This is a genomic window from Hoyosella subflava DQS3-9A1 (assembly GCF_000214175.1).
In the GTDB taxonomy this organism is placed as follows: domain Bacteria; phylum Actinomycetota; class Actinomycetes; order Mycobacteriales; family Mycobacteriaceae; genus Hoyosella; species Hoyosella subflava.
This window is the reverse complement of the sequence record NC_015564.1, coordinates 2,742,550-2,760,645: the sequence shown is the minus strand read 5'-3', so window position 1 is coordinate 2,760,645 and position 18,096 is coordinate 2,742,550. Positions and strand designations below refer to the sequence as shown.

The window sequence follows — 18,096 nt, the reverse complement described above, 5'->3', positions numbered from 1 at the left end:
CTGCCCGGCAGTCGTGGCATTTAGCCGGCCATCGGTGAAGTCTCAGCAACAGGCTCGGCAGCGATGGACCTGGGAAGTGTCTCGCCGCGGAAGAAGTCCGGGTGACGCTGCTTCATGATGACCATGAGCACTCCGCCGAACGCGAGGACCCCGAAGCCGAGGAAGAAGACCAGGCCGATCCCGCCGATCGAGGCACCGCTGCCGATCTCCGGGTCGAAGCTTTCGATGACGGAAATGACGAACACGATCAGCAGCATGGCTCCGCCGACTAGCGGGAATAGGAACTTGAACGCGATGTTGCGGGCGCTGGTGAACAGTTGCTTGCGGAAGTACCAGACGCAAGCGAACGCCGTGATGCCGTAGTACCAGCAGATCATGATGCCGAGTGCGGCGATCATGTCGAATAGCACCCGCTCCGAGAGAGTCGAGACCACGGTGTAGAAGACCCCGGCAATGATGGCGGCAACGGCGGTGGCGAAGGACGGAACCTTGTACTTCGGGTGCACGGTGGCGAGCTTCGCGGGAAACGCACGGTAGGAGCCCATTGCAAGCATGGCGCGTGAGGCTGGCAGGAAGGTCGCTTGCAGGCTGGCGCACGACGAGATAAAGATCGCGAGGAACAGCAGGAGGCCGCCCCAATGGCCGAGCACTGGCTCTGCAATCGCGCCGAAGACGTTTTCCGAGTTGACGGGGTTACCCAGGCCGAGGCCGGTGGTGCCGACGCCGGCGAACATCATCGCGGCAGTCGCGACTAGGAGGTATGTGACGAGGACGGACAGGATGCACAGCAGGCCCGCGCGGCCGGGGGTGCGCTTCGGGTCCTTGGACTCTTCACCGAGTGTCAGTGCCGTGTCCCAGCCCCAGAATGCGAACACCGAACCCATGAGGCCGATGACGAACGCCCCAACAGCCAGGCCAGTGAAAGGGTTGAACCAGTCCAGGCTGAAATCGAGACTCACCGGGGCAGTCCCGGCTGACACGTGACGCAGTGCGGCGACCGCGAAGATCAGCAGGACCACCATCTGGAAGCCGACGAGGATGTACTGCACGCGTTCGCTGGTCGTGATGCCGCGGCTCGAGATCCAGGCTGCGATCGCGATGAACATCAGGGTGGTAGCGATGTTGACCGGCCGATTTCCTGCCAGGTCCATCAAAAACACGGAATTCGTCAGTCTTCCGAGGAAGAGATACAGGAATTCGACCGCGATCGCCGCCAGATTCGCCAGGACGATGATCACCGAAATCACTGCGCCCCAGCCGCACATCCAGCCAACGTAGGGTCCGAACGCCTTCGTCGACCAGGTGAACGACGCGCCGCAGTCAGGGGTGTCGGAGTTCAGTTCCCGGTAGGCGTAGGCCGCGAGGAACATGGGGATGAATCCGGCGATGATGAGCGCCGGCATTTTCAGACCCACCGCGGCGACGATAAGCCCGATGCTGGCGGTGAGTGCATACGCGGGAGCGACGGAGGCAGTGCTGAGGACAGCACCAGCGAGGGTCCCGACCTTGTTGGTGGCGAGGCCCTTCGGATGTGGGACGGAGTCGCCCGGAGGTATCAGGTTCTGCATGAGCACGGTGTGTTCCTAGTGTGACGTGTCGGCGGCGCCGACGGGCGGTAACGCGGGGCGTCTTTGCCGCGCTTTGGCGGGGACGGTGCTAGACCAAATGAATACCGTTCATTTAAAGGTAGCGATGTGACTGCGGTAACACAAGAGGGAAAAAGAAAGCTGGCACACTTCGGGGCACTGCACGAGCGCAGCCGGCCCGTATAGTCCGTTGCAACGCGAAGGGGATCCGAGGTCAAACCCCCGTGAAGTTGCTGCGCTCATTGGGGGGGCGAGATGCGCAAACGCAGGTACGGTATTCGAGCGCTGGCCGCGGCGCTCGCGTTTTCAGCCTTATCGGCTGCCGGGTGTTCCCGGAACACGGAAACTGACCCCGTCAACGACTGGGTTTCGGCACCGATCGGTCAGCCGGCTCCACACGACGAAGCAGCGGTCGCCGAGCCTGGCGAGCCGCGACGGATCGCCTTCGCGCGCCCGGACGGTGAAACGTACTTCGCGAGCGACATCTACCCCGACCCGGTGTACCGGGGAGGCCCGGACGGCACGGAACTCAACCCTGATACAGAACTTCCGGTCCGCTGGGCAGAGGCAGGCCTTCCCGGCGCCGAAACCGGCGAAACCGTTGTTGTCGTTGGACACAACTACACCGACCGTATTGCACCGTTCCATCACCTGCGGGATGTCTCGATCGACGACGGCATCATCCTCGATCTCGGCCATGCGGTGCTCACTTACCGGGTGGAGGCTGTGCACGCGATCGAGAAGGGTACCATGCTGGGCGAGCACCATCTGCGCCAGCACACGGCTGGACGGCTGGTGCTCGCCAACTGCGACGTACTCGACGGGTCCGGTACGGGCGACAACTACTTGGTTGTCGCGCAGCTCGAAATGTAGGCGTCCGAGTGCGACGCGCTAGTGCCATCGGAGCGGCACTGCCCTTCCTTCCGGTCTAGTGACTCTCTTCTTTGGGTGGCAGGCCCGCTTCGATTCGTGAGCGGTACTTCTCAGCGGTCCGCTTCCGGCCAGGCAGGGCGTATGGTGCTCGGCGCCGAATGTCCTCCATCACCCGATTGGCGAACTCGGTGGCTGACTCATCTGGCTTGAACTGCCCCTGCTCGGGCTCGAACAGTTCGATCCGGATCTTGGGCCGCTTGGGGAACCGGACAATGTCCACGCTGCCGGTGATTGTGGCAAGCACGACCTTCGTCTCTGGGACTGCCTGCGCCAGTCGGCCTACACCGCTGCGCGCACGCAGCGGAGCGCCGCGTGAGATTGTCCCCTCCGGAAAAATACCGATGCACGCGCCGTTTTTGAGCTCAGCAATCGCCGAGTCCAGGGCGCCAGCATCACCCTTGTTGCGTTCGATAGGGATCTGTCCCATCCGGTCAACCACCCAGGCGACGGGCCGGTACTTCCACAGAGTTGACTTGGCGAGCGCGCAAACCTGCCGACGGCCCATCAGCCCGGTCCCAAAAGCAACTGGATCCCAATAGCTGTCATGGTTGCCGATGAGCAGAACCGGTCCGTCAAGCGGCAGGTGCTCCTCGCCGACGACTTCAAGTCGGCCCCAGTGCTTCACCACAGGAGAGGCAATGCGCATAACCGAGCGGTAAACAGGTGCAACGTCAGGATTCTTCACACGAACAAGCATTCCACCATTGCCGCGACTATGCGCCCACTGCGATTCGGGCGCGCCTACGGTGCTATTTCTCACCGTGCGATCTGCGGTGTGTGGCCGAACCGGTGGAGCTTTTCCGGGTTCCGCAGCAGATACAGGGTGTGGATAACGCCTTCCGCAACCTCCACAAGCAACACCAGGCTGAGGCGTCCGTCTTCGCGCACCAGTAGAGCGGGGAGTCCGTTGCAACTTGCGAAATCCATGGTGACCTCGGCTGGCGCCCGGTTCGCCTTGCTGGTGAGTCCCGCGAGGAACCGAGCAACTCGATCGGCTCCATGCACGGGCCGCCGTGCGGCGGAGACGACTCCACCCCCATCAGAAATGGCGACTACATCGGGTGCGAGCATGTCGACAAGTGCGGCGATATCTCCCTGATGCGCGGCGAGCAGGAATGCCCCAGTGACTTCGGTGGCGCGCTGTGTGTCCGAGGTGAAGCGCTGCCGTCGCGCCTGCACATGTTCGCGAGCGCGGTGTGCGATCTGCCGCACCGCGGCTGTGCTTTTGCCGACGACATTCGCGATGTCGTCGTAGGGAAAGTCGAAGACTTCCCGCAGGACGAATACCGCGCGTTCGACGGGGCTAAGAGTTTCGAGTACCAGCAGCATGGCCATGGACACGTATTCCACGAGTTCCGCATCCGCGTCCCCATCTGTCGCGATTGGTTCGGGCAGCCATGGGCCCACGTAACTCTCACGGCGCCGCTGCTGGGTGCGGAGCACATCGAGCGCGCGCCGGGTCACGATGCGGACGAGGAATGCGCGTGGGTCACGCACCTCGCTCAGATTCACGGACGCCCACGAAGGGTACGAGTCTTGCACGGCGTCTTCCGCGTCAGCTGCGGTTCCGAGGATCTCGTAGGCAATCGTGAACAGCAAGCTCCGATGCTGCTCGAAGTGCTCCGCATGTCTCATCCGGCATGCACCTTCCGTGAAATCTCTGCTGTCGCCCGCGGCCCCTCAGGCCATTTGTATGAGCCAGGTTTCTGGATTTCTCGCGCCAGCCACCTCAGTGTGCCGCGGCAGATCTGTTCTTTCACGAATGCCCCCGTTCGTCCTGCGATTGCGAGGTCGCGCGGCTGGTCGTCCGGTGCGACGTGCTGTACAACACCACGCCGGCGGCCCAGGCTCAGGCACTGGATTACGAATCCGGATGAGACCGGTCCAGGTTCGTTTCCAGCCGCGAGGTCGTTGACGGTTCTCGCTGCAAGTGCCCCGAGTGGGAGTGCGGCAGCGCAGCTCATGCGAATGTGATGCGCCACGTCGGCTGGGGGACCGGCGGCATCTCCCGCAGCGATGATGCGAGGATCAGACGAGCGGAGAGCATGGTCGGTGACGAGGCGACCGAGCATGTCGGTGGTGAGCCCGCTTTCCGCAGCGAGAGACCCTGCGCGCAGTCCCGTCGCGACGATCGTGACGTCGCTGGGCACGGTTTCACGGTCTGTGACCACTTTGGTCTGCTCGATCCGTCGCACACGGGAATTTTCGTACACGCTGACACCGAGCCTGGTCAGGGCTCGGAGAACGGCGCGGCGGCCGCGTGGTGAGAATCCAGGAGCTACAACGGAAGCGGTGACAAGGCTGACGTGTGATTCCGGCCTGGCTTCCGCGAGCTCAGCGGCTGTTTCGATGCCGGTGAGTCCGCCACCGACCACCGTTACGGTTTGCGGTGCGCACTTGAGCGCGTCACGCAGCCGTTGCGCGGATTCCCAGTCGGCGAGACTGTACGCGAATTCGCTGCCAGGCAGAGTGGGCAGCTCGGCTCGGCTGCCCACGGCATACACGAGGTAGTCGTAAGCCACTGCCGGTGCGTTGTCGAGGAGGATGTGGCGCGCGCCAGCGTCGATTCGCTGCGCCTGTGCGACGATCACCTGGACGTCGGGATTCAGGACCTCAGCGAGCGGCACCTGAGCGGGATGCCCACCAACAACGAACTGATGCAGCCGGATGCGTTCAACGAAGTATGGCCGGGCGTTGATGAGGGTGACGTTGTGACCTGCCGCGAGCTGGTTCGCGGCCATAACACCTGCGTAACCAGCACCGAGGACGACTATGTTGTGTGTTTTCATGCCCATACGTCGCCGGAAGCCCTATGAAATGTGACAGATTATAATAGTTCTTTCGCGAGCTCCCGTTCGAGTCCGTCGAGGATCAGCTCTAAACCGAAGGTGAACTCCTTCCCGAACGAGTACCCGGGCTGCATCACATGCTCTACCGCCATCTCGGTGAGGTACGGGAACTCCTCGGCCGGCATCTGTGCCAGAAGGTTCCCGGCGACCTCCTCGAAACCTTCAGCACCCTGAAGTGGCAGATTCTGCTCTTGCAGAACGAAACCGTAAATGTAGCTATCCATCAGCGCGAAAGCGTGCGCCGCCAGCTGCACAGAAAACCCCGCGGACCTCAGGCACCGAACCACCGCCTCGTGGTGGCGCAATGTCGCGTGCCCGGGGTTGCTCCGCGAGTCAACGAGACCAACCGCCCACGGATGACGTGTCATCACCGCGCGTGCAGTGAGGGCACGCTCACGCATCGCTGCCTTCCAGTCGGGCCCGAAGGGCACCTCCATTTCGCTGAACACGGCATCGACCATGCCGTCGAGTATCTGGTCTTTACCTGCGAAGTGGTGATAGAGCGACATCGCTTCTACCTGTAGGCGTTCCGCAAGTTTTCGCATACTGAACGATGCTGCGCCGTCTTCGTCGGCAAGTGCCACAGCAGCTTCCACTATGCGGTCCCTAGAAAGCCGCGTGCGCCTAGCCGGTGCGGAACTTCTACGCGGAGACATGCACGCTCCTTCCATAGAAGATGTGGCTCCACTTGTGGCTACTGACCAATGACCTTACACTGTAAGACTACCGGCCTTACAAAGTAAGGCGTCGCAATCTCGGCCCAAGTCACAAGGAGTGTCGCCGATGAAGGCTGCCGTTTACGATCGTTATGGCCCGCCCGAAGTCATGCGCATAACGGATGTGGACAAGCCCACGCCCAGGGACGACGAAATCCTGGTGAAGGTGTATTCGACAACTGTGACTGCGGGGGACTATCGCGTCCGGACTCTCGACACCCCAGCGGGGTTCAGGCTTATGTCGCGAATCGTGTTCGGTGTTTCCACACCACGAAAGCCCATTCTGGGGTCCGAGCTTGCTGGTGATGTCGCCTCCGTGGGCAAAGATGTTCGTTCCTTCGCAGTCGGTGACGCGGTGGTCGCCTTCACGGACGCGGGGCTGGGCTGTCACGCCGAATACCGGTGCGTACCGGAAAGCGGGATCGTTGTCCGCAAACCTCAGAACCTGACGTACGAGCAATCCGCCGCGCTGTGCTTCGGTGGCACCACGGCATTGCATTTCCTTCGGAAGGCGAAGCTCAAAGCCGGGGAAAGAGTGCTGGTCAACGGTGCATCCGGAGCAGTTGGCACCGCGTGTGTTCAGCTTGCGCACCATCTCGGCGCAGAGGTAACTGGTGTCTGCAGCACAGCGAACATCGAGCTCGTGCGGTCTCTGGGCGCCACCCACGTCGTCGACTACACGAGGGAAGACTTCGTGCACTCGGGCCAGACGTATGACGTCATTATCGACGTGGCCGACACGGCACGGTTCGCGCTCAGCAAGAGAGCGCTTACGGAAAATGGGCGGCTGTTGCTGGTCAGTGCACCCCTTGCTGAACTTCTCAAAGCACCGTTCTCCTCGCTGTTACGGAGGCAAAAGGTGATCGGGGGTGTAGCGCTGGGCCGTCTGGATGATGTGCAGCAGCTTGTCCGACTTGCAGAAGAGGGCGTGTACACGCCAGTTATAGACCGCACTTACGCGTTCGCGGACATCGTTGAAGCGCACCGGTACGTCGCGACCCGCCGAAAGAAGGGGAACGTTGTACTCGTGCTTGACCAGTAATGAGCCGGAGACTGCTCAGTCCACCTCTGCGCGTGCCTCGACTTCGCCGCTAGGGATGATCAGGAACTCCCTGTCGGCCTCGGTGAGGATCTTGAGGAATCCGGGACTGGTTTCCATGACGTAGCCGCGGATTGTCTCATCGGTAAGCGTGATTTCTTCGAGCGGCACCCACGGCGTGGTGACGAGCGCTGCTAACGCGAGCAGGAAAGCGCCTGTTACCAGACCGATCCGGTGGAGTAGGAAGACCCCCGCTTCGTGGAGGCGATCATGGTGGCGCATCAGTTCCAGGAGCGCCACCACAAAGCCGATGGCAATTGCGACTGCCACGAGCCACCATAGGTGGTGCGTCGCGATCAGAGATACGAATGCGGTCACTAGGACAGCGAGGAGGACCAGTCCGCTGACGCGGTTGTGTCCCGCCATCGGCCAGAGCAGACGCAAGAGCGCGAGGGGGAGGAGCACGGCGAGCGCAATTCCGGTGAACGTGGGCTCCGCCATTAGTGTGCCGATGAGGATGGCGAAACCCTCATTGAGATCGACGGTGTGGATGACTGCGAACGCTATGTGCCAGTCGTAACCACTCACGGCAAGCAGTCGGAGTAGCAGAAAAAGGAAAAGGACCCCTGTTCCTGTCAGAACTACGCCCGAATTGGACGATTCTTTGTGCGCGTGGCCGGACATGAGTGAGGAGTGTACTCACGCTGAGGCACCGCAACCGTGTGCTCCAGGCCGACGTACACCCGTCACGCCGACGGTGCGTCCTTTCTCCGTCCAGGTATGAGATTCACCATCTGGCCGATACGGTCGAAGGCGCCGTCGATCGGAGTGAACACACCGAAACCGTTCAGGACGGGATCAAACCGCATGAGTAGCGGGACTGCGTCGCTGAGATGCCCGTTCAGGGTGTTAATTTCAGGCAGCGCACCTTCGAGATGATCGTTCAGCTGGACGATGAGCGGGAGTCCCGTGTCGAGGTGATGCACCACTTCTCGAAGGAGGGAGATGCCCTCACCGATGTGCGGCGTGACCTGGCGTGCGAGCTGAGCGAATGCGTGAACGTCGTCGAGGAGCCGCACGATCAGCGCGACGGGCGGGATCGCGGCGATAGTTGCGGGCAGGAGGGTTGGCCTCGACATCAGGGACTCCACGGGACGGTGCGAAGGGGGCAAGATCGACGCCGAGCGTACCAAGGAAGATGGTCCAGCCGCGCAGCGACATTCCAGGGTCCTTTTACCCAATCGATACCTTCTACACGGCGCCTGACACGAATTGCGGTAGTTCCACCGGACGCCAGAAGCTCGGTCGCGGTGAGACAGCTGTTCTCATCGCGACCGAGCCTTGCACAACCGGGTGGACCGCCGAAATCGAGGTTGCGATCCCAGAAGACGGCCTCGTCGCGGATACCTACACGTCAGTGATTACCCACTCGGTCGCCTAGCAGGAGTACCTCAGGCGTCCCTGCGCTGGACGGCAATCCAGCCGATGATGAGCACGATTGCGACTTCGGCAGCGAAGACACCGAAACCTGTCCATGGGCCGAGCGCATCAGCGTTGAAGTTCACCGGCATGGCGATTGCCGAACCCGCGTTGCCGGGCATGAGTTTGGCGACCCATGCGCCCCACTCCCCGGGAAGGAAGAATGCCATGTTCCCGACGACAAATATCAGTCCCAGCACGATGGAAAGCGCCGCCGCAGTGTGCCGGACGAGGACTCCGACCGCGAAGGTGAAAAGGCCCAGAGCTGCGAGGTAGAGGCCGTTGCCGAACAGTGCGCGGACGACCCCGTCACCATCGATGGGTACTCCGACTCCCACGTCGGTGAGGAACCAGTTGCCGGCTAGGTAGCCGGCGAACGCGGTGGCTGTCCCTGCGACTAGAAGTACGGCGGTCAGCACAGTCGCCTTAGCGAGAAGTACCCGGCCGCGTCGCGGCATCGCAGCGAACGTGTTTCGAATCATCCCGGTGCCGTATTCCGAGGTGACGATGAGTCCCCCGAGAACGACAGCGGTGATTTGTGCGAACATCATCCCCCACGTCACGAACGAGGCGGGAGACTCGTCAGCTTCGGCGGAAGCGAGCCAGTCAGCGCTGAGCGCGCACACCATGGCGGTCAGTCCTACCCCAAGCACAACGAGTGCCACAAGTGACCATTTCGTGCTGCGGACGCTGCGGAACTTAATCCACTCGGCGTGCAGGGCGTCACCGAAGTGCTGGGGCCGGATGTTGGCTGGAGGTGGTGTGGGAGTCGCTGACTGGGCTGTCTGAGCAGCAGGCGGTGAAGTCACGGTGTTCATGCGGGAACTCCAAGTTCAGTGTGGGCGGAGTACTCGACGCTGTCGGCAGTGAGCGCCATAAAGGCATCCTCGAGTGACGAGCTGATGGAGGTGAGTTCGTGCACAGGCACACCGCGGCTGTGGAAGATTTCGCCGATTCCGGGCGCGTCCATGCCCTGGATGCGCAGTTCGCCGTCGACATTGCTGACGTCCAGTCCACGGCCAGAAAGTATGTGCGAAGCCAGCGTCACTTCGGGAGTGCGGACCCTGATGTATGACGTCGCGTGGTTGGCAATGAAATCCGACATGGAACAATCGGCGAGAATCCGGCCTTTGCCGATCACCAGCAGGTGGTCTGCGGTCAGTGCCATCTCCGACATGAGGTGACTGGAGACCATGACGGTGCGGCCCTCAGTGGCAAGGTTGCGCGCCAGATTGCGCACCCAGCGGATGCCTTCGGGATCGAGACCATTGACAGGTTCATCGAGGACGACGACCGGTGGGTCTCCGAGTAGTGCCGCCGCAATACCAAGCCGCTGGCCCATGCCGAGCGAGAAACGGCCGGCGCGTTGCCGGGCGACGCTTCCGAGCCCCACGACTTCGAGTACCTCGTCGACGCGCCACATGGGAATGGCGTTGCTTGCTGCGAGCCAGCGCAGGTGGTCACGGGCTGACCGGCCGGGATGGATCGCATGCGCTTCGAGAAGCGCGCCGACCTCGCGCAGCGGAGCAGGGGAGGCCGCATACGCGTGCCCATTGACATGGACGCTTCCGGACGTGGGCCGGTCGAGTCCCAGAATCATGCGCATGGTGGTGGACTTGCCGGCGCCGTTGGGCCCGAGAAAACCTGTCACTATGCCTGGACGAATGGTGAAATCGATCCCGTCGACGGCAGTTTTGTCGCCGAAGTTCTTGGTGAGTGCGTGTGCCTCGATCATGGTGGTGACGATTCCACGGCAGGTCATACCGGCACATCAGGGAGCTGCCCTGACTGAGCCCTGATCTCTGCGAGCGGACATCAGGGCGGACTGGTGGCCTAGTGCCGCGGCCGAGGTAATACTGTCGAGGGGACACTGAGTCGTCGATCCGCGGACGGAGGAGCATCCAGTGAATTCCTCGCTGGGACTCGCGGCAGAACTGACGGATGCTGTGGCAAGGCTTGGTGCTCCCGAAACGGTCCCAGCTAAGGCGCGGTTCTTTCAGGCGCTGCCGGGCGGATACGCTGCCGGAGACAAATTCCTGGGTGTCCGGGTGCCGCAGCTCCGCGGACTTGCTCGGCGCTATCGTTCCCAGGTTACGGTCGATGACGCGGAGGAACTGCTGCTGAGCGAGTGGCATGAGGTGCGGCTCCTCGGTGCGATTCTGCTCGTCGAGATGTTCAGTCGCGCTGACGCACTGGCTCAGCGCCGCATCGCCACTCTAATGCTCAAACGGATCGAACGCCTTAACAACTGGGATCTGATCGATTCGTCGATTCCTTACACTCTCGGTCCGTGGCTCTATCGCAACCCTGCGGAGCGGCATGTGCTCATCGAACTGGCGGATGACGACCTGCTGTGGCGGCGCCGCGCCGCGGTCATGGCCACCTTCGCGTTCATCCGGGCGGGGGAATTCGGCGAGACTCTCGATCTGGCAGCGAAACTTCTCGGCGACCCGCACGATCTCATCCACAAAGCCGTCGGGTGGATGCTCCGCGAGGTCGGCGCACGAGACCGTCAGGTGCTCGACACCTTCCTCGACGAGCATGCCCCGTCGATGCCGCGCACCATGCTTCGGTACGCGATTGAGAAGCACTCGCCGGCCGAACGTCACGAAATTTTGATGCGCAAGAGGAAATGAGTGCGGGTCGTACACATCCGAGGTCCGGCGTTGATAGTGTGCTGCGTGCGAGTGTGACGGCGATCTCTTCGAGAGTGGGGCAGCGTGGCTGGCAGCGGCAAGATTTCGGAACCCGACAAGGCACACATCGATGCAGCGCTGCGCGAGCTCGGCGACGGGGTAAAGCTGTGGTCGGCTACACCTCTTGTGCGGCGCCGGGAGCTGCTCGGCCAGGTGCATCAGCTGGCGGGCAAACACGCGCAGGAATGGGTGGACGCCGCATCGACGCTGAAAGGCCTGAAACCCGATTCACCGCTCGTCGGTGAAGAGTGGATCTCCGGCCCGTACCCGGTGCTTGCGTGGACGACCGCGGCCGCTGAGACACTGGCAGCGCTCGAAGCTGGGAAGAGCCCCTTAGACACTGCGAAAGTAGTGGACGGCCCAGGCGGGCGACTGGCCGTGAACGTACTGCCATTCGGGGTCTTTGATGCGTTGTTGCTCAACGGATTCAGTGCGCAAGTGTGGCTCGAACCCGGTGTCGACAGAGCAACCGCGGCGAGGACGGCTGGGCTGGCGCAACTCGCTCCGACGAAGACCAATGGTATCGGCGCCGTGCTCGGCGCTGGGAACATCACCTCGATCGCGCCACTCGACGTTCTTTACGAGATCTACGCGCACAACCGGGTCGTGATCCTGAAACTCAACCCGATCATGGACGGCATGTTCCCGGTCTTCTCAAAAGTCTTCCGGCCGCTGATCGACATGGGCATCGTGCGCATCGTGCAGGGTGGCGCAGAAGCAGGGTCGTACCTTGTCAACCATGATGACGTCGCGCACGTTCACATCACAGGCAGCGCGCTCACCCACGATGCGATCGTTTTCGGGGCTGGAGACGACGCAGCGAAACGCAAGGCGGCCAGCGATCCGCTGCTCACGAAACCGATCACGAGTGAATTAGGTGGAGTGTCGCCGGTAATCGTGATTCCGGGCAAGTGGAGTGGCTCAGATCTGCGCTTCCAGGCGGAACATATCGCGACGCAGCGCCTCCACAATGGCGGCTACAACTGCATCGCCGCGCAGGTCGTCGTTCTCAGCGAGAACTGGGCGCAGAAAGACGAGTTCCTGCAAGTGCTGCGCGAAGTTCTCCACGGAGCACCAGCGCGTCAGCCTTATTACCCAGGCAGCGGCGACCGCCTACAGGCCGCGCTTGACGCGCATCCCGGCGCGGAGCGCATCAGCAGCGAAAATGATCGCGTCTTCATCACTGGAATCGAACCGGACAGCCCGGTGCTGGGCACGGAGTACTTTTCGCCGGTGCTCGCCGTCGCGACGCTCCCCGGCGAAGGAGAGGCGTTCTTCCGCTCAGCAGTTGACTTTGCGAACACGAAATGCGCGGGAACGCTCGGCGCCAACATCATCGCGCACCCCGCGACCCTCAAGGAGCTGGGTTCCGGGTTTGACAGCGCTCTCGAAGAACTTCGCTACGGGACAATCGCTGTGAACGCATGGACCGGCGTCGGATATCTGACAGCCCGGGCGACCTGGGGTGCGTTCCCGGGCCACACTCTCGAGGATGTACAGAGCGGAATCGGTGTCGTCCACAACGCGATGCTGCTCGACCGTACCGAACGCACCGTCGTACATGGCCCATTCCGGCCAGCTCCGCGGTCCCTGATCAAGGGTGAACTCGCGTTGTCACCGCGGCCACCATGGTTCGTGACGAGCCCGACAGCGGCAACGACGGGGCGCAGACTAACGGAGTTCACCGCGAACCAGTCATGGATCAAAATTCCAGGGATTTTCGCTTCCGCGTTGCGCGGCTAATTCGACCCGGAAGGGGATCGGTGTGAGTACACCCACCAGTGCTGATTATGTAGTCGTGGGCTCGGGGTCTTCGGGCGCCGTCATCGCCGCGCGGCTCAGCGAGACACCGAACGTGACTGTCGCGGTGCTCGAAGCTGGTCCGCCAGACAAGAACCAGTTCATTCAGGTCCCGGCGGCGTTCTCAAAGCTGTTTCGCACCGAATACGACTGGGATTACTCGACTGAGCCCCAGCCGTCTCTTGCTGGCCGAAAAGTCTATTGGCCGCGGGCAAAAACTCTAGGCGGCTGTTCATCGATGAACGCGATGATGTGGGTGCGAGGCTACGCAGCCGACTACGACGAGTGGGCTCGCCAGGCCGGGCACGACTGGTCGTTCCAGAAAGTGCTTCCCTATTTCAGGCGCATCGAGAAGGTGGAGGGTGGCGCTAACCCCGGCGACGGGACCGATGGTGCGCTGGTGATTTCACGGCAGCGGAGCCCGCGGCCATTGACTGCTGCCTTCCTGCGTGCAGTGCAGGAGCGCGGCTACACCGTTGAACGGGCCAACACACCGCAGCCCGGCGGGTTCACGCAAACGATGGTGAACCAGAAACGTGGAGCACGCTGGAGCACGGCAGACGCATACCTCCGTCCCGCGATGACGCGGCCCAACCTGACGGTCGTTACGGGTGCGCATGCCACCGCCGTGACATTCGAGGGGACGCGCGCCACTGGCGTCGAGTTCCAGCGGAATGGCCGGAAGGAGACCATCACCGCGAATCGTGAGGTCATTCTTTCAGGTGGCGCGGTGAACACCCCCCAGTTGCTGATGCTGTCGGGGATTGGCGATGCGGAACAGTTGAAGCAACACGGGATCCCAGTGCGGCACCACATCCCCGAAGTGGGGCGCAACCTGCGTGACCATCTTGTTTCGATCCTCGCGTACCGGGCTAAAAGCGGAACCCTATTCGCCGCGGAGCGAGTCGCGGAACTTGCGAGCTACCTCGCGTTGCGACGGGGCATGCTGACGTCGAATGTGGCCGAGGCGTATGGGTTCATCCGGAGCCGCCCGGAGTTGGAGTTGCCCGATCTGGAGTTGCTGTTCGGTCCAGCTCCGTTCATCAGAGAAGGCCTGGTGCAGGCGGACAGCCATGGCGTATCCGTCGCGACCGTGCTGCTGAAACCGGAAAGCACGGGGGAGATCTGGTTAAATTCGGCCGATCCGTTCGACAAGCCGAAAATTGACCCGCGCTATCTCAGTGACAGTGCTGGTGCGGACCGGACGGCGATGCTCGCAGGCATGAGAGCCTGCGCGGGAATCATGGATGTGCCGGAGCTACGATCGCAGGTCACTGACTATTTGCAGCCACCCGCGCCCGCCGGCACCCCACTCGACGACGTCCTCGACACTTGCCTTACGCAGTATGCGCACACGCTGTACCACCCGGTCGGTACGTGCCGGATGGGAAGCGACGAGCAGAGCGTCGTCGACCCGAAGCTGCGGGTTCGCGGTGTCGACGGACTGCGCGTGGCGGACGCGTCGATCATGCCGTCCATCATCCGTGGTCACACCCACGCCCCGAGTGTGGTGATCGGGGAGAAAGCAGCTGATCTGATCGCCGGCTAATAACGGCGCCGGCCGGACGATGACTTGCTGTAGCGGTCAACCTTGTCCATAGCGTCAGAGATTAGTTTCGCGAGGACGCCTATTACGCCGACGACGAGGAACAAAACACCTAACGGGGCAAGGAACTTAAGGTTGTCGACGGTCGCCTGCGTGACGAATGCTGCCATGCCTGACCACAAGACCAGCGCGCATCCCCGCCAGTAGACAGCGCTGTGGAGCGACGCAAAGGACATGACCGTCGCCGTTGCCAGCGCCCCTAACGCGAGCACAATTATGGCGAACATGGCATTCTCCAATCGCTGGACCGGCCAGCGGTGTTTGACCTCATTATTCCAGAGTTCCGACACGTTGCGCTGCGCGCTTCCTGCCTGCCTGCTTAACATTTTGCCTGCGGTCGTTCAAGCTGCGTGCTGGGCGTGATGCCGTTGCGGATAAACGGTCATTGATCTAACGAGCATCGTCAGTGACGCGTAACACACAACAATTCGGCGTGCGTGGGAACCGCTCACGGCGCCAGCCCGTCTAATCCGGTTGCTAATGATGTGCGCAGCGCGGTGCGCTCGGGGACGGAGAGGTGCGGGTCTGATGTATACGCCGTTGACCATTGCAATCGATCTCATCACGGACGGTCCGCTGCGCAGGGCAATGCGTGCAGCTGGCAACTTCACGTACGACAGGGCGACCGGAACAGAGCGACCGGACTGGAATTCTCTCGCTGGAGTCCAGGCTGCGGGTCAAGAACGGCGGATGGTCAACGCGGAGCACGTCCAGAAATATGATGGCGAGTTCGACTGGCCATACGTCACCTCGATGGAACAATTCGCGCTGATGGCGCACGAAACGATTTACAGCGAGGTCAAAGTGATGTCGGCGCAGAATGTCGACGCGTCCGTCGCGCTATGGCGGTCCGCCGCGGAAACAGTGCGACGCGAAGGAGAAGCGTTCATCGACGGCCTGAGGAACATCATTGGTACGGACTGGGACGGGCCTGCTGCGCGTGCGGCCGAGGAAGGCGCCCAGCGGTTCATCGATTCCGTTCATTCACTGTCTCGCACAGCAGAGTTCGTGGCCCGCAGTGCCGATACGGGCTCGGAAGGCATACACGAGACCACAGCAAGAATTCCAGAACCGCAGACACCCTCCTTCACTGAGCGCGCACTGTCGATGACGCCTTATCCGGGCCTCTTTAAAGCGGCGCAGCAGCGCGCCGATGAGGCGGAGGATTACGCGCGGGATGTCATGTCGACGATCTATGCTCCCGCGGTGACGGACTCCGATGCGATTGTGCCAGTGCTCGCCCGCCCGCATGATCCGACTGCGGGCAGCGACGGGAATGGTCCCGGTCAGACGGTGCTTCGTTCAGAACCTGGGCGGCCGCACGCCGGCAGCGGCAGCACTGGCAGCACCGGCAGCACAGCGGTGCCTATAGGGATACCTGGAGCCAGTGAATCGGTCACTCCCGCAATGGTCCAGCCGGGCCAGCTGCCGAACGCGCACGAACTGAGCCCTGCGGCACGCGTTGATCCCGCGGCCGCACCTAGCGGCTCAACGGGTGTGAGCGGTAGCGGTGCCGGTCAGCCGGGCAGTCTTCGGGCCTCAGAACCGGGTGTGCAGGGCGGGGTGGCAGTCAGCCCTGGCGGACGCAGCGCTGCGCGGGGTGGACCAAGCGGCGGAATCACCAGTCCGCTCGCGGGCCGCGGATCTCTGGGCGCGGCGCGGCCGGCCCCCGAAGGTGTGTCGCAGCGCGGAATCAGTGCCGGTACCTCAGCGAGCACGCCGAACGCGGGCGCGCGATCCGGCATGGGAGCCTTCGCGCCCATGGCAGGAGCGGCCGGACAGACCGGCGAGAAAGATCATCAGACCCCGAAGTACCTATACAGTCGGCGAAACGGCGAAGACATCATCGGCCCGCTCCGCAAGGTCACACCACCGGTCATAGGCGGTGACTGACAGGAATCGGGGGCCGTCACCGATCCCGCTTCTTGAAGGCCCGGTCGATCCGCGTGACGGCGTCACCGCGACGAGCATGCGCAACATAGGCAACTCCAATGAGGACGCCGATGATCACTACGACTACCACCGGTTCGGCCCGGTAGAAGTTCAGCAGTGTCAACAGCGGACCGAGCATCAGCGCACCTATTAGCACCCACGTGATCAGGGGCCGCCACGTTTTCCGCGGTGGTTCATCGTCATACTCGCGGTCCCAGGGCGCCTGGTAATCGTCAGCGAAGACATGTTCATCAGCGCCGCCGGAGTAGCCGGATCCGTGGTCGTCGAATCCGTCAGGATCGCGCCAAGACGGGTGGTTCGGTTCCGGGCTCATGCCTTGCAAATGTACCCGCAAATGACTGGACTGGCTGAGGCGCCCCGCTACCGGGCCGGGTCTATGACGTCAAGGAAATTGCTCAGAATCCGATGTGTCAGTCCCCAGATGATCAGCGAATCCAGCGGTGGTACGTCCCCCGTTTGGTAGTCCCACGCTGGCCACGGGCCAATTTTGCGGTGCGGGTGACGCGTGCGCCGCTTGGGATCCTCTAGCAGTGACAACGGGACCCAGTGGGCGGCAGCGACCTCACGTGGGTCGGGGTGCAGCGGCTGGGCGCGCGAAATCTGAAAAACGACTGGTGTGACCACACCTTTGTGGAATCGGCCGCCGATGTCGTCGAGCTGGCCGACGGGTTCGCCGACGATCAGTCCGATCTCCTCGTGTGTCTCGCGGCGTGCGGTCGCGGCAGCGTCGACGTCCGATTTGTCGCAACGGCCACCAGGTAGCGCGGCATGCCCAGACCAGGGATCACCGTGCCTCGTCGCCCGCCGGATCACCACGAACAGCGGTTCCGGTTCCGCGCAGAGCACCAGCGCCGTCGCGGCCCGCATTCCGTCCGGCGGGAGACTTCGAGGCTGATATGCGGCGACTCGCTGGACGACCTCATCCATAGACACAGGCATGCTTCACCATAATGCAGTCTCAGGGGCAGAAGCCCACCCCTAGGGTGTCTACGGAATCGCGGATGCAACGCACATCCTTGAATGACACCGCCCGGACAAGTCGGGCGGATTTCTCAGGAGAACACTCAATGACCCGCTTCCGCTCTGCTGCCGCCAAGGCCTTTCTCATCGCTGCCCCGATTGCGCTTCTAGTGGGCGGTGCGCCTTTCGCGTCGGCCGTGCCCAACACATCGGGGCCGACCGGCTACCCAGGTTACTGCGCCGTTGAGGAAGAAGACGCGGAGGGCAACGTGCGTATCAAGTACGTTCCAACAGGTACGCGCTCAGGGCCACTAGTCTGCGGCGCGGACGGTGAATGGGAAATCGTGTGGAAGACCGGTAACACGGGATCACGGTACGACATGAACAGCACCGGCGGCGTCTACCTCGCACGGTAGGCGTTTGAGGCGGCTAGGCGCGGGCGAATATCCTTTCCCGAAGGGCTTCTCGAGAAGGGTGTT

Annotated in this window: 20 protein-coding genes; 8 read left to right on the top strand and 12 right to left on the bottom strand. The window is 62.4% G+C overall.

The features are described from left to right. Positions 1-20 precede the first annotated feature (20 nt). Positions 21-1,568: an APC family permease gene (locus AS9A_RS13060; RefSeq protein WP_049793898.1), complete on the bottom strand. Its 1,548-nt coding sequence runs from the start codon at positions 1,566-1,568 to the stop codon at positions 21-23. A 273-nt stretch (positions 1,569-1,841) separates the two neighbouring features. Between AS9A_RS13060 and AS9A_RS13055 the strand changes: the two genes are divergently transcribed. After that, a complete protein-coding gene (locus AS9A_RS13055) occupies positions 1,842-2,459 on the top strand; it encodes a sortase family protein (protein WP_013807510.1) in 618 nt (205 codons plus the stop codon). Between the two features lie 55 nt (positions 2,460-2,514). Here the strand turns inward: AS9A_RS13055 and AS9A_RS13050 are convergent, their stop codons facing one another. The 4 genes from AS9A_RS13050 to AS9A_RS13035 form a co-directional block, all read right to left on the bottom strand. Beyond that, entirely contained in the window at positions 2,515-3,204 is a 690-nt protein-coding gene (locus AS9A_RS13050) for a lysophospholipid acyltransferase family protein (protein ID WP_013807509.1), read from the bottom strand. A 71-nt stretch (positions 3,205-3,275) separates the two neighbouring features. Further along, entirely contained in the window at positions 3,276-4,154 is an 879-nt protein-coding gene (locus tag AS9A_RS13045) for an RNA polymerase sigma-70 factor (protein ID WP_013807508.1), read from the bottom strand. Beyond that, the gene (locus tag AS9A_RS13040) at positions 4,151-5,308 is read right to left on the bottom strand and encodes an NAD(P)/FAD-dependent oxidoreductase (RefSeq protein ID WP_049793726.1); all 1,158 of its coding nucleotides are present in this window, start codon (positions 5,306-5,308) and stop codon (positions 4,151-4,153) included. The genes AS9A_RS13045 and AS9A_RS13040 overlap by 4 nt, the downstream gene beginning before the upstream one ends. Before the next feature lie 38 nt (positions 5,309-5,346). Then, positions 5,347-5,964: a TetR/AcrR family transcriptional regulator gene (locus AS9A_RS13035; protein ID WP_013807506.1), complete on the bottom strand. Its 618-nt coding sequence runs from the start codon at positions 5,962-5,964 to the stop codon at positions 5,347-5,349. A gap of 187 nt (positions 5,965-6,151) precedes the next feature. On the opposite strand from AS9A_RS13035, the gene AS9A_RS13030 reads away from it, so the two are divergent. Then, positions 6,152-7,126, top strand: a complete 975-nt coding sequence (locus AS9A_RS13030; RefSeq protein ID WP_013807505.1) for an NAD(P)-dependent alcohol dehydrogenase — start codon at positions 6,152-6,154, stop codon at positions 7,124-7,126. Positions 7,127-7,141: 15 nt separating this feature from the next. Here the strand turns inward: AS9A_RS13030 and AS9A_RS13025 are convergent, their stop codons facing one another. Beyond that, positions 7,142-7,807 carry a hypothetical protein gene (locus tag AS9A_RS13025; RefSeq protein WP_013807504.1) on the bottom strand — a complete coding sequence of 222 codons (666 nt, stop codon included), beginning with the start codon at positions 7,805-7,807 and terminating at the stop codon, positions 7,142-7,144. Between the two features lie 62 nt (positions 7,808-7,869). Then, the gene (locus AS9A_RS13020) at positions 7,870-8,262 is read right to left on the bottom strand and encodes a hypothetical protein (RefSeq protein WP_013807503.1); all 393 of its coding nucleotides are present in this window, start codon (positions 8,260-8,262) and stop codon (positions 7,870-7,872) included. A 59-nt stretch (positions 8,263-8,321) separates the two neighbouring features. Between AS9A_RS13020 and AS9A_RS13015 the strand changes: the two genes are divergently transcribed. Next, positions 8,322-8,564, top strand: a complete 243-nt coding sequence (locus AS9A_RS13015) for a hypothetical protein (RefSeq protein ID WP_013807502.1) — start codon at positions 8,322-8,324, stop codon at positions 8,562-8,564. 10 nt (positions 8,565-8,574) lie between these two features. Here the strand turns inward: AS9A_RS13015 and AS9A_RS13010 are convergent, their stop codons facing one another. Both AS9A_RS13010 and AS9A_RS13005 read right to left on the bottom strand, forming a co-directional pair. Then, the gene (locus AS9A_RS13010) at positions 8,575-9,420 is read right to left on the bottom strand and encodes an ABC transporter permease subunit (protein WP_013807501.1); all 846 of its coding nucleotides are present in this window, start codon (positions 9,418-9,420) and stop codon (positions 8,575-8,577) included. Beyond that, on the bottom strand, positions 9,417-10,364 hold the full coding sequence (locus tag AS9A_RS13005; RefSeq protein ID WP_013807500.1) for an ABC transporter ATP-binding protein: 948 nt from the start codon (positions 10,362-10,364) through the stop codon (positions 9,417-9,419). The genes AS9A_RS13010 and AS9A_RS13005 overlap by 4 nt, the downstream gene beginning before the upstream one ends. Before the next feature lie 142 nt (positions 10,365-10,506). On the opposite strand from AS9A_RS13005, the gene AS9A_RS13000 reads away from it, so the two are divergent. The 3 genes from AS9A_RS13000 to AS9A_RS12990 all read left to right on the top strand — a co-directional run bounded on the left by AS9A_RS13000 (position 10,507) and on the right by AS9A_RS12990 (position 14,647). After that, positions 10,507-11,238 (top strand): DNA alkylation repair protein, encoded by a 732-nt coding sequence (locus AS9A_RS13000; RefSeq protein ID WP_013807499.1) that lies wholly within the window; start codon positions 10,507-10,509, stop codon positions 11,236-11,238. An 84-nt stretch (positions 11,239-11,322) separates the two neighbouring features. Further along, the gene (locus AS9A_RS12995) at positions 11,323-13,041 is read left to right on the top strand and encodes an aldehyde dehydrogenase family protein (RefSeq protein WP_013807498.1); all 1,719 of its coding nucleotides are present in this window, start codon (positions 11,323-11,325) and stop codon (positions 13,039-13,041) included. A gap of 22 nt (positions 13,042-13,063) precedes the next feature. After that, positions 13,064-14,647, top strand: coding sequence for a GMC family oxidoreductase (locus AS9A_RS12990; protein WP_013807497.1), 1,584 nt, complete (start codon positions 13,064-13,066; stop codon positions 14,645-14,647). On the opposite strand, the gene AS9A_RS12985 is transcribed toward AS9A_RS12990, so the two are convergent. Then, positions 14,644-15,030 carry a hypothetical protein gene (locus tag AS9A_RS12985; protein ID WP_237707814.1) on the bottom strand — a complete coding sequence of 129 codons (387 nt, stop codon included), beginning with the start codon at positions 15,028-15,030 and terminating at the stop codon, positions 14,644-14,646. The two genes, AS9A_RS12990 and AS9A_RS12985, sit on opposite strands and share 4 nt — an antisense overlap. A gap of 202 nt (positions 15,031-15,232) precedes the next feature. Between AS9A_RS12985 and AS9A_RS12980 the strand changes: the two genes are divergently transcribed. Further along, a complete protein-coding gene (locus tag AS9A_RS12980; protein WP_013807495.1) occupies positions 15,233-16,597 on the top strand; it encodes a hypothetical protein in 1,365 nt (454 codons plus the stop codon). Positions 16,598-16,613: 16 nt separating this feature from the next. Here the strand turns inward: AS9A_RS12980 and AS9A_RS12975 are convergent, their stop codons facing one another. Together AS9A_RS12975 and AS9A_RS12970 are read right to left on the bottom strand one after the other, a co-directional pair. Next, positions 16,614-16,970: a hypothetical protein gene (locus tag AS9A_RS12975; RefSeq protein ID WP_013807494.1), complete on the bottom strand. Its 357-nt coding sequence runs from the start codon at positions 16,968-16,970 to the stop codon at positions 16,614-16,616. Between the two features lie 47 nt (positions 16,971-17,017). Next, positions 17,018-17,596 (bottom strand): NUDIX hydrolase, encoded by a 579-nt coding sequence (locus tag AS9A_RS12970; protein ID WP_148262463.1) that lies wholly within the window; start codon positions 17,594-17,596, stop codon positions 17,018-17,020. Positions 17,597-17,724: 128 nt separating this feature from the next. Between AS9A_RS12970 and AS9A_RS22735 the strand changes: the two genes are divergently transcribed. Continuing rightward, positions 17,725-18,033, top strand: a complete 309-nt coding sequence (locus tag AS9A_RS22735; protein ID WP_013807492.1) for a hypothetical protein — start codon at positions 17,725-17,727, stop codon at positions 18,031-18,033. Positions 18,034-18,096 lie beyond the last annotated feature (63 nt).

Coding starts and splice junctions, on each gene's coding strand:
- AS9A_RS13060 (WP_049793898.1), bottom strand. CDS start 1,568: ATGCAGAACCTGATACCTCCGGGCGACTCCGTCCCACATCCGAAGGGC.
- AS9A_RS13055 (WP_013807510.1), top strand. CDS start 1,842: ATGCGCAAACGCAGGTACGGTATTCGAGCGCTGGCCGCGGCGCTCGCG.
- AS9A_RS13045 (WP_013807508.1), bottom strand. CDS start 4,154: ATGAGACATGCGGAGCACTTCGAGCAGCATCGGAGCTTGCTGTTCACG.
- AS9A_RS13040 (WP_049793726.1), bottom strand. CDS start 5,308: ATGAAAACACACAACATAGTCGTCCTCGGTGCTGGTTACGCAGGTGTT.
- AS9A_RS13030 (WP_013807505.1), top strand. CDS start 6,152: ATGAAGGCTGCCGTTTACGATCGTTATGGCCCGCCCGAAGTCATGCGC.
- AS9A_RS13025 (WP_013807504.1), bottom strand. CDS start 7,807: ATGTCCGGCCACGCGCACAAAGAATCGTCCAATTCGGGCGTAGTTCTG.
- AS9A_RS13020 (WP_013807503.1), bottom strand. CDS start 8,262: ATGTCGAGGCCAACCCTCCTGCCCGCAACTATCGCCGCGATCCCGCCC.
- AS9A_RS13015 (WP_013807502.1), top strand. CDS start 8,322: ATGGTCCAGCCGCGCAGCGACATTCCAGGGTCCTTTTACCCAATCGAT.
- AS9A_RS13010 (WP_013807501.1), bottom strand. CDS start 9,420: ATGAACACCGTGACTTCACCGCCTGCTGCTCAGACAGCCCAGTCAGCG.
- AS9A_RS13005 (WP_013807500.1), bottom strand. CDS start 10,364: ATGACCTGCCGTGGAATCGTCACCACCATGATCGAGGCACACGCACTC.
- AS9A_RS12985 (WP_237707814.1), bottom strand. CDS start 15,030: ATGTTAAGCAGGCAGGCAGGAAGCGCGCAGCGCAACGTGTCGGAACTC.
- AS9A_RS12980 (WP_013807495.1), top strand. CDS start 15,233: ATGTATACGCCGTTGACCATTGCAATCGATCTCATCACGGACGGTCCG.
- AS9A_RS12975 (WP_013807494.1), bottom strand. CDS start 16,970: ATGAGCCCGGAACCGAACCACCCGTCTTGGCGCGATCCTGACGGATTC.
- AS9A_RS12970 (WP_148262463.1), bottom strand. CDS start 17,596: ATGCCTGTGTCTATGGATGAGGTCGTCCAGCGAGTCGCCGCATATCAG.
- AS9A_RS22735 (WP_013807492.1), top strand. CDS start 17,725: ATGACCCGCTTCCGCTCTGCTGCCGCCAAGGCCTTTCTCATCGCTGCC.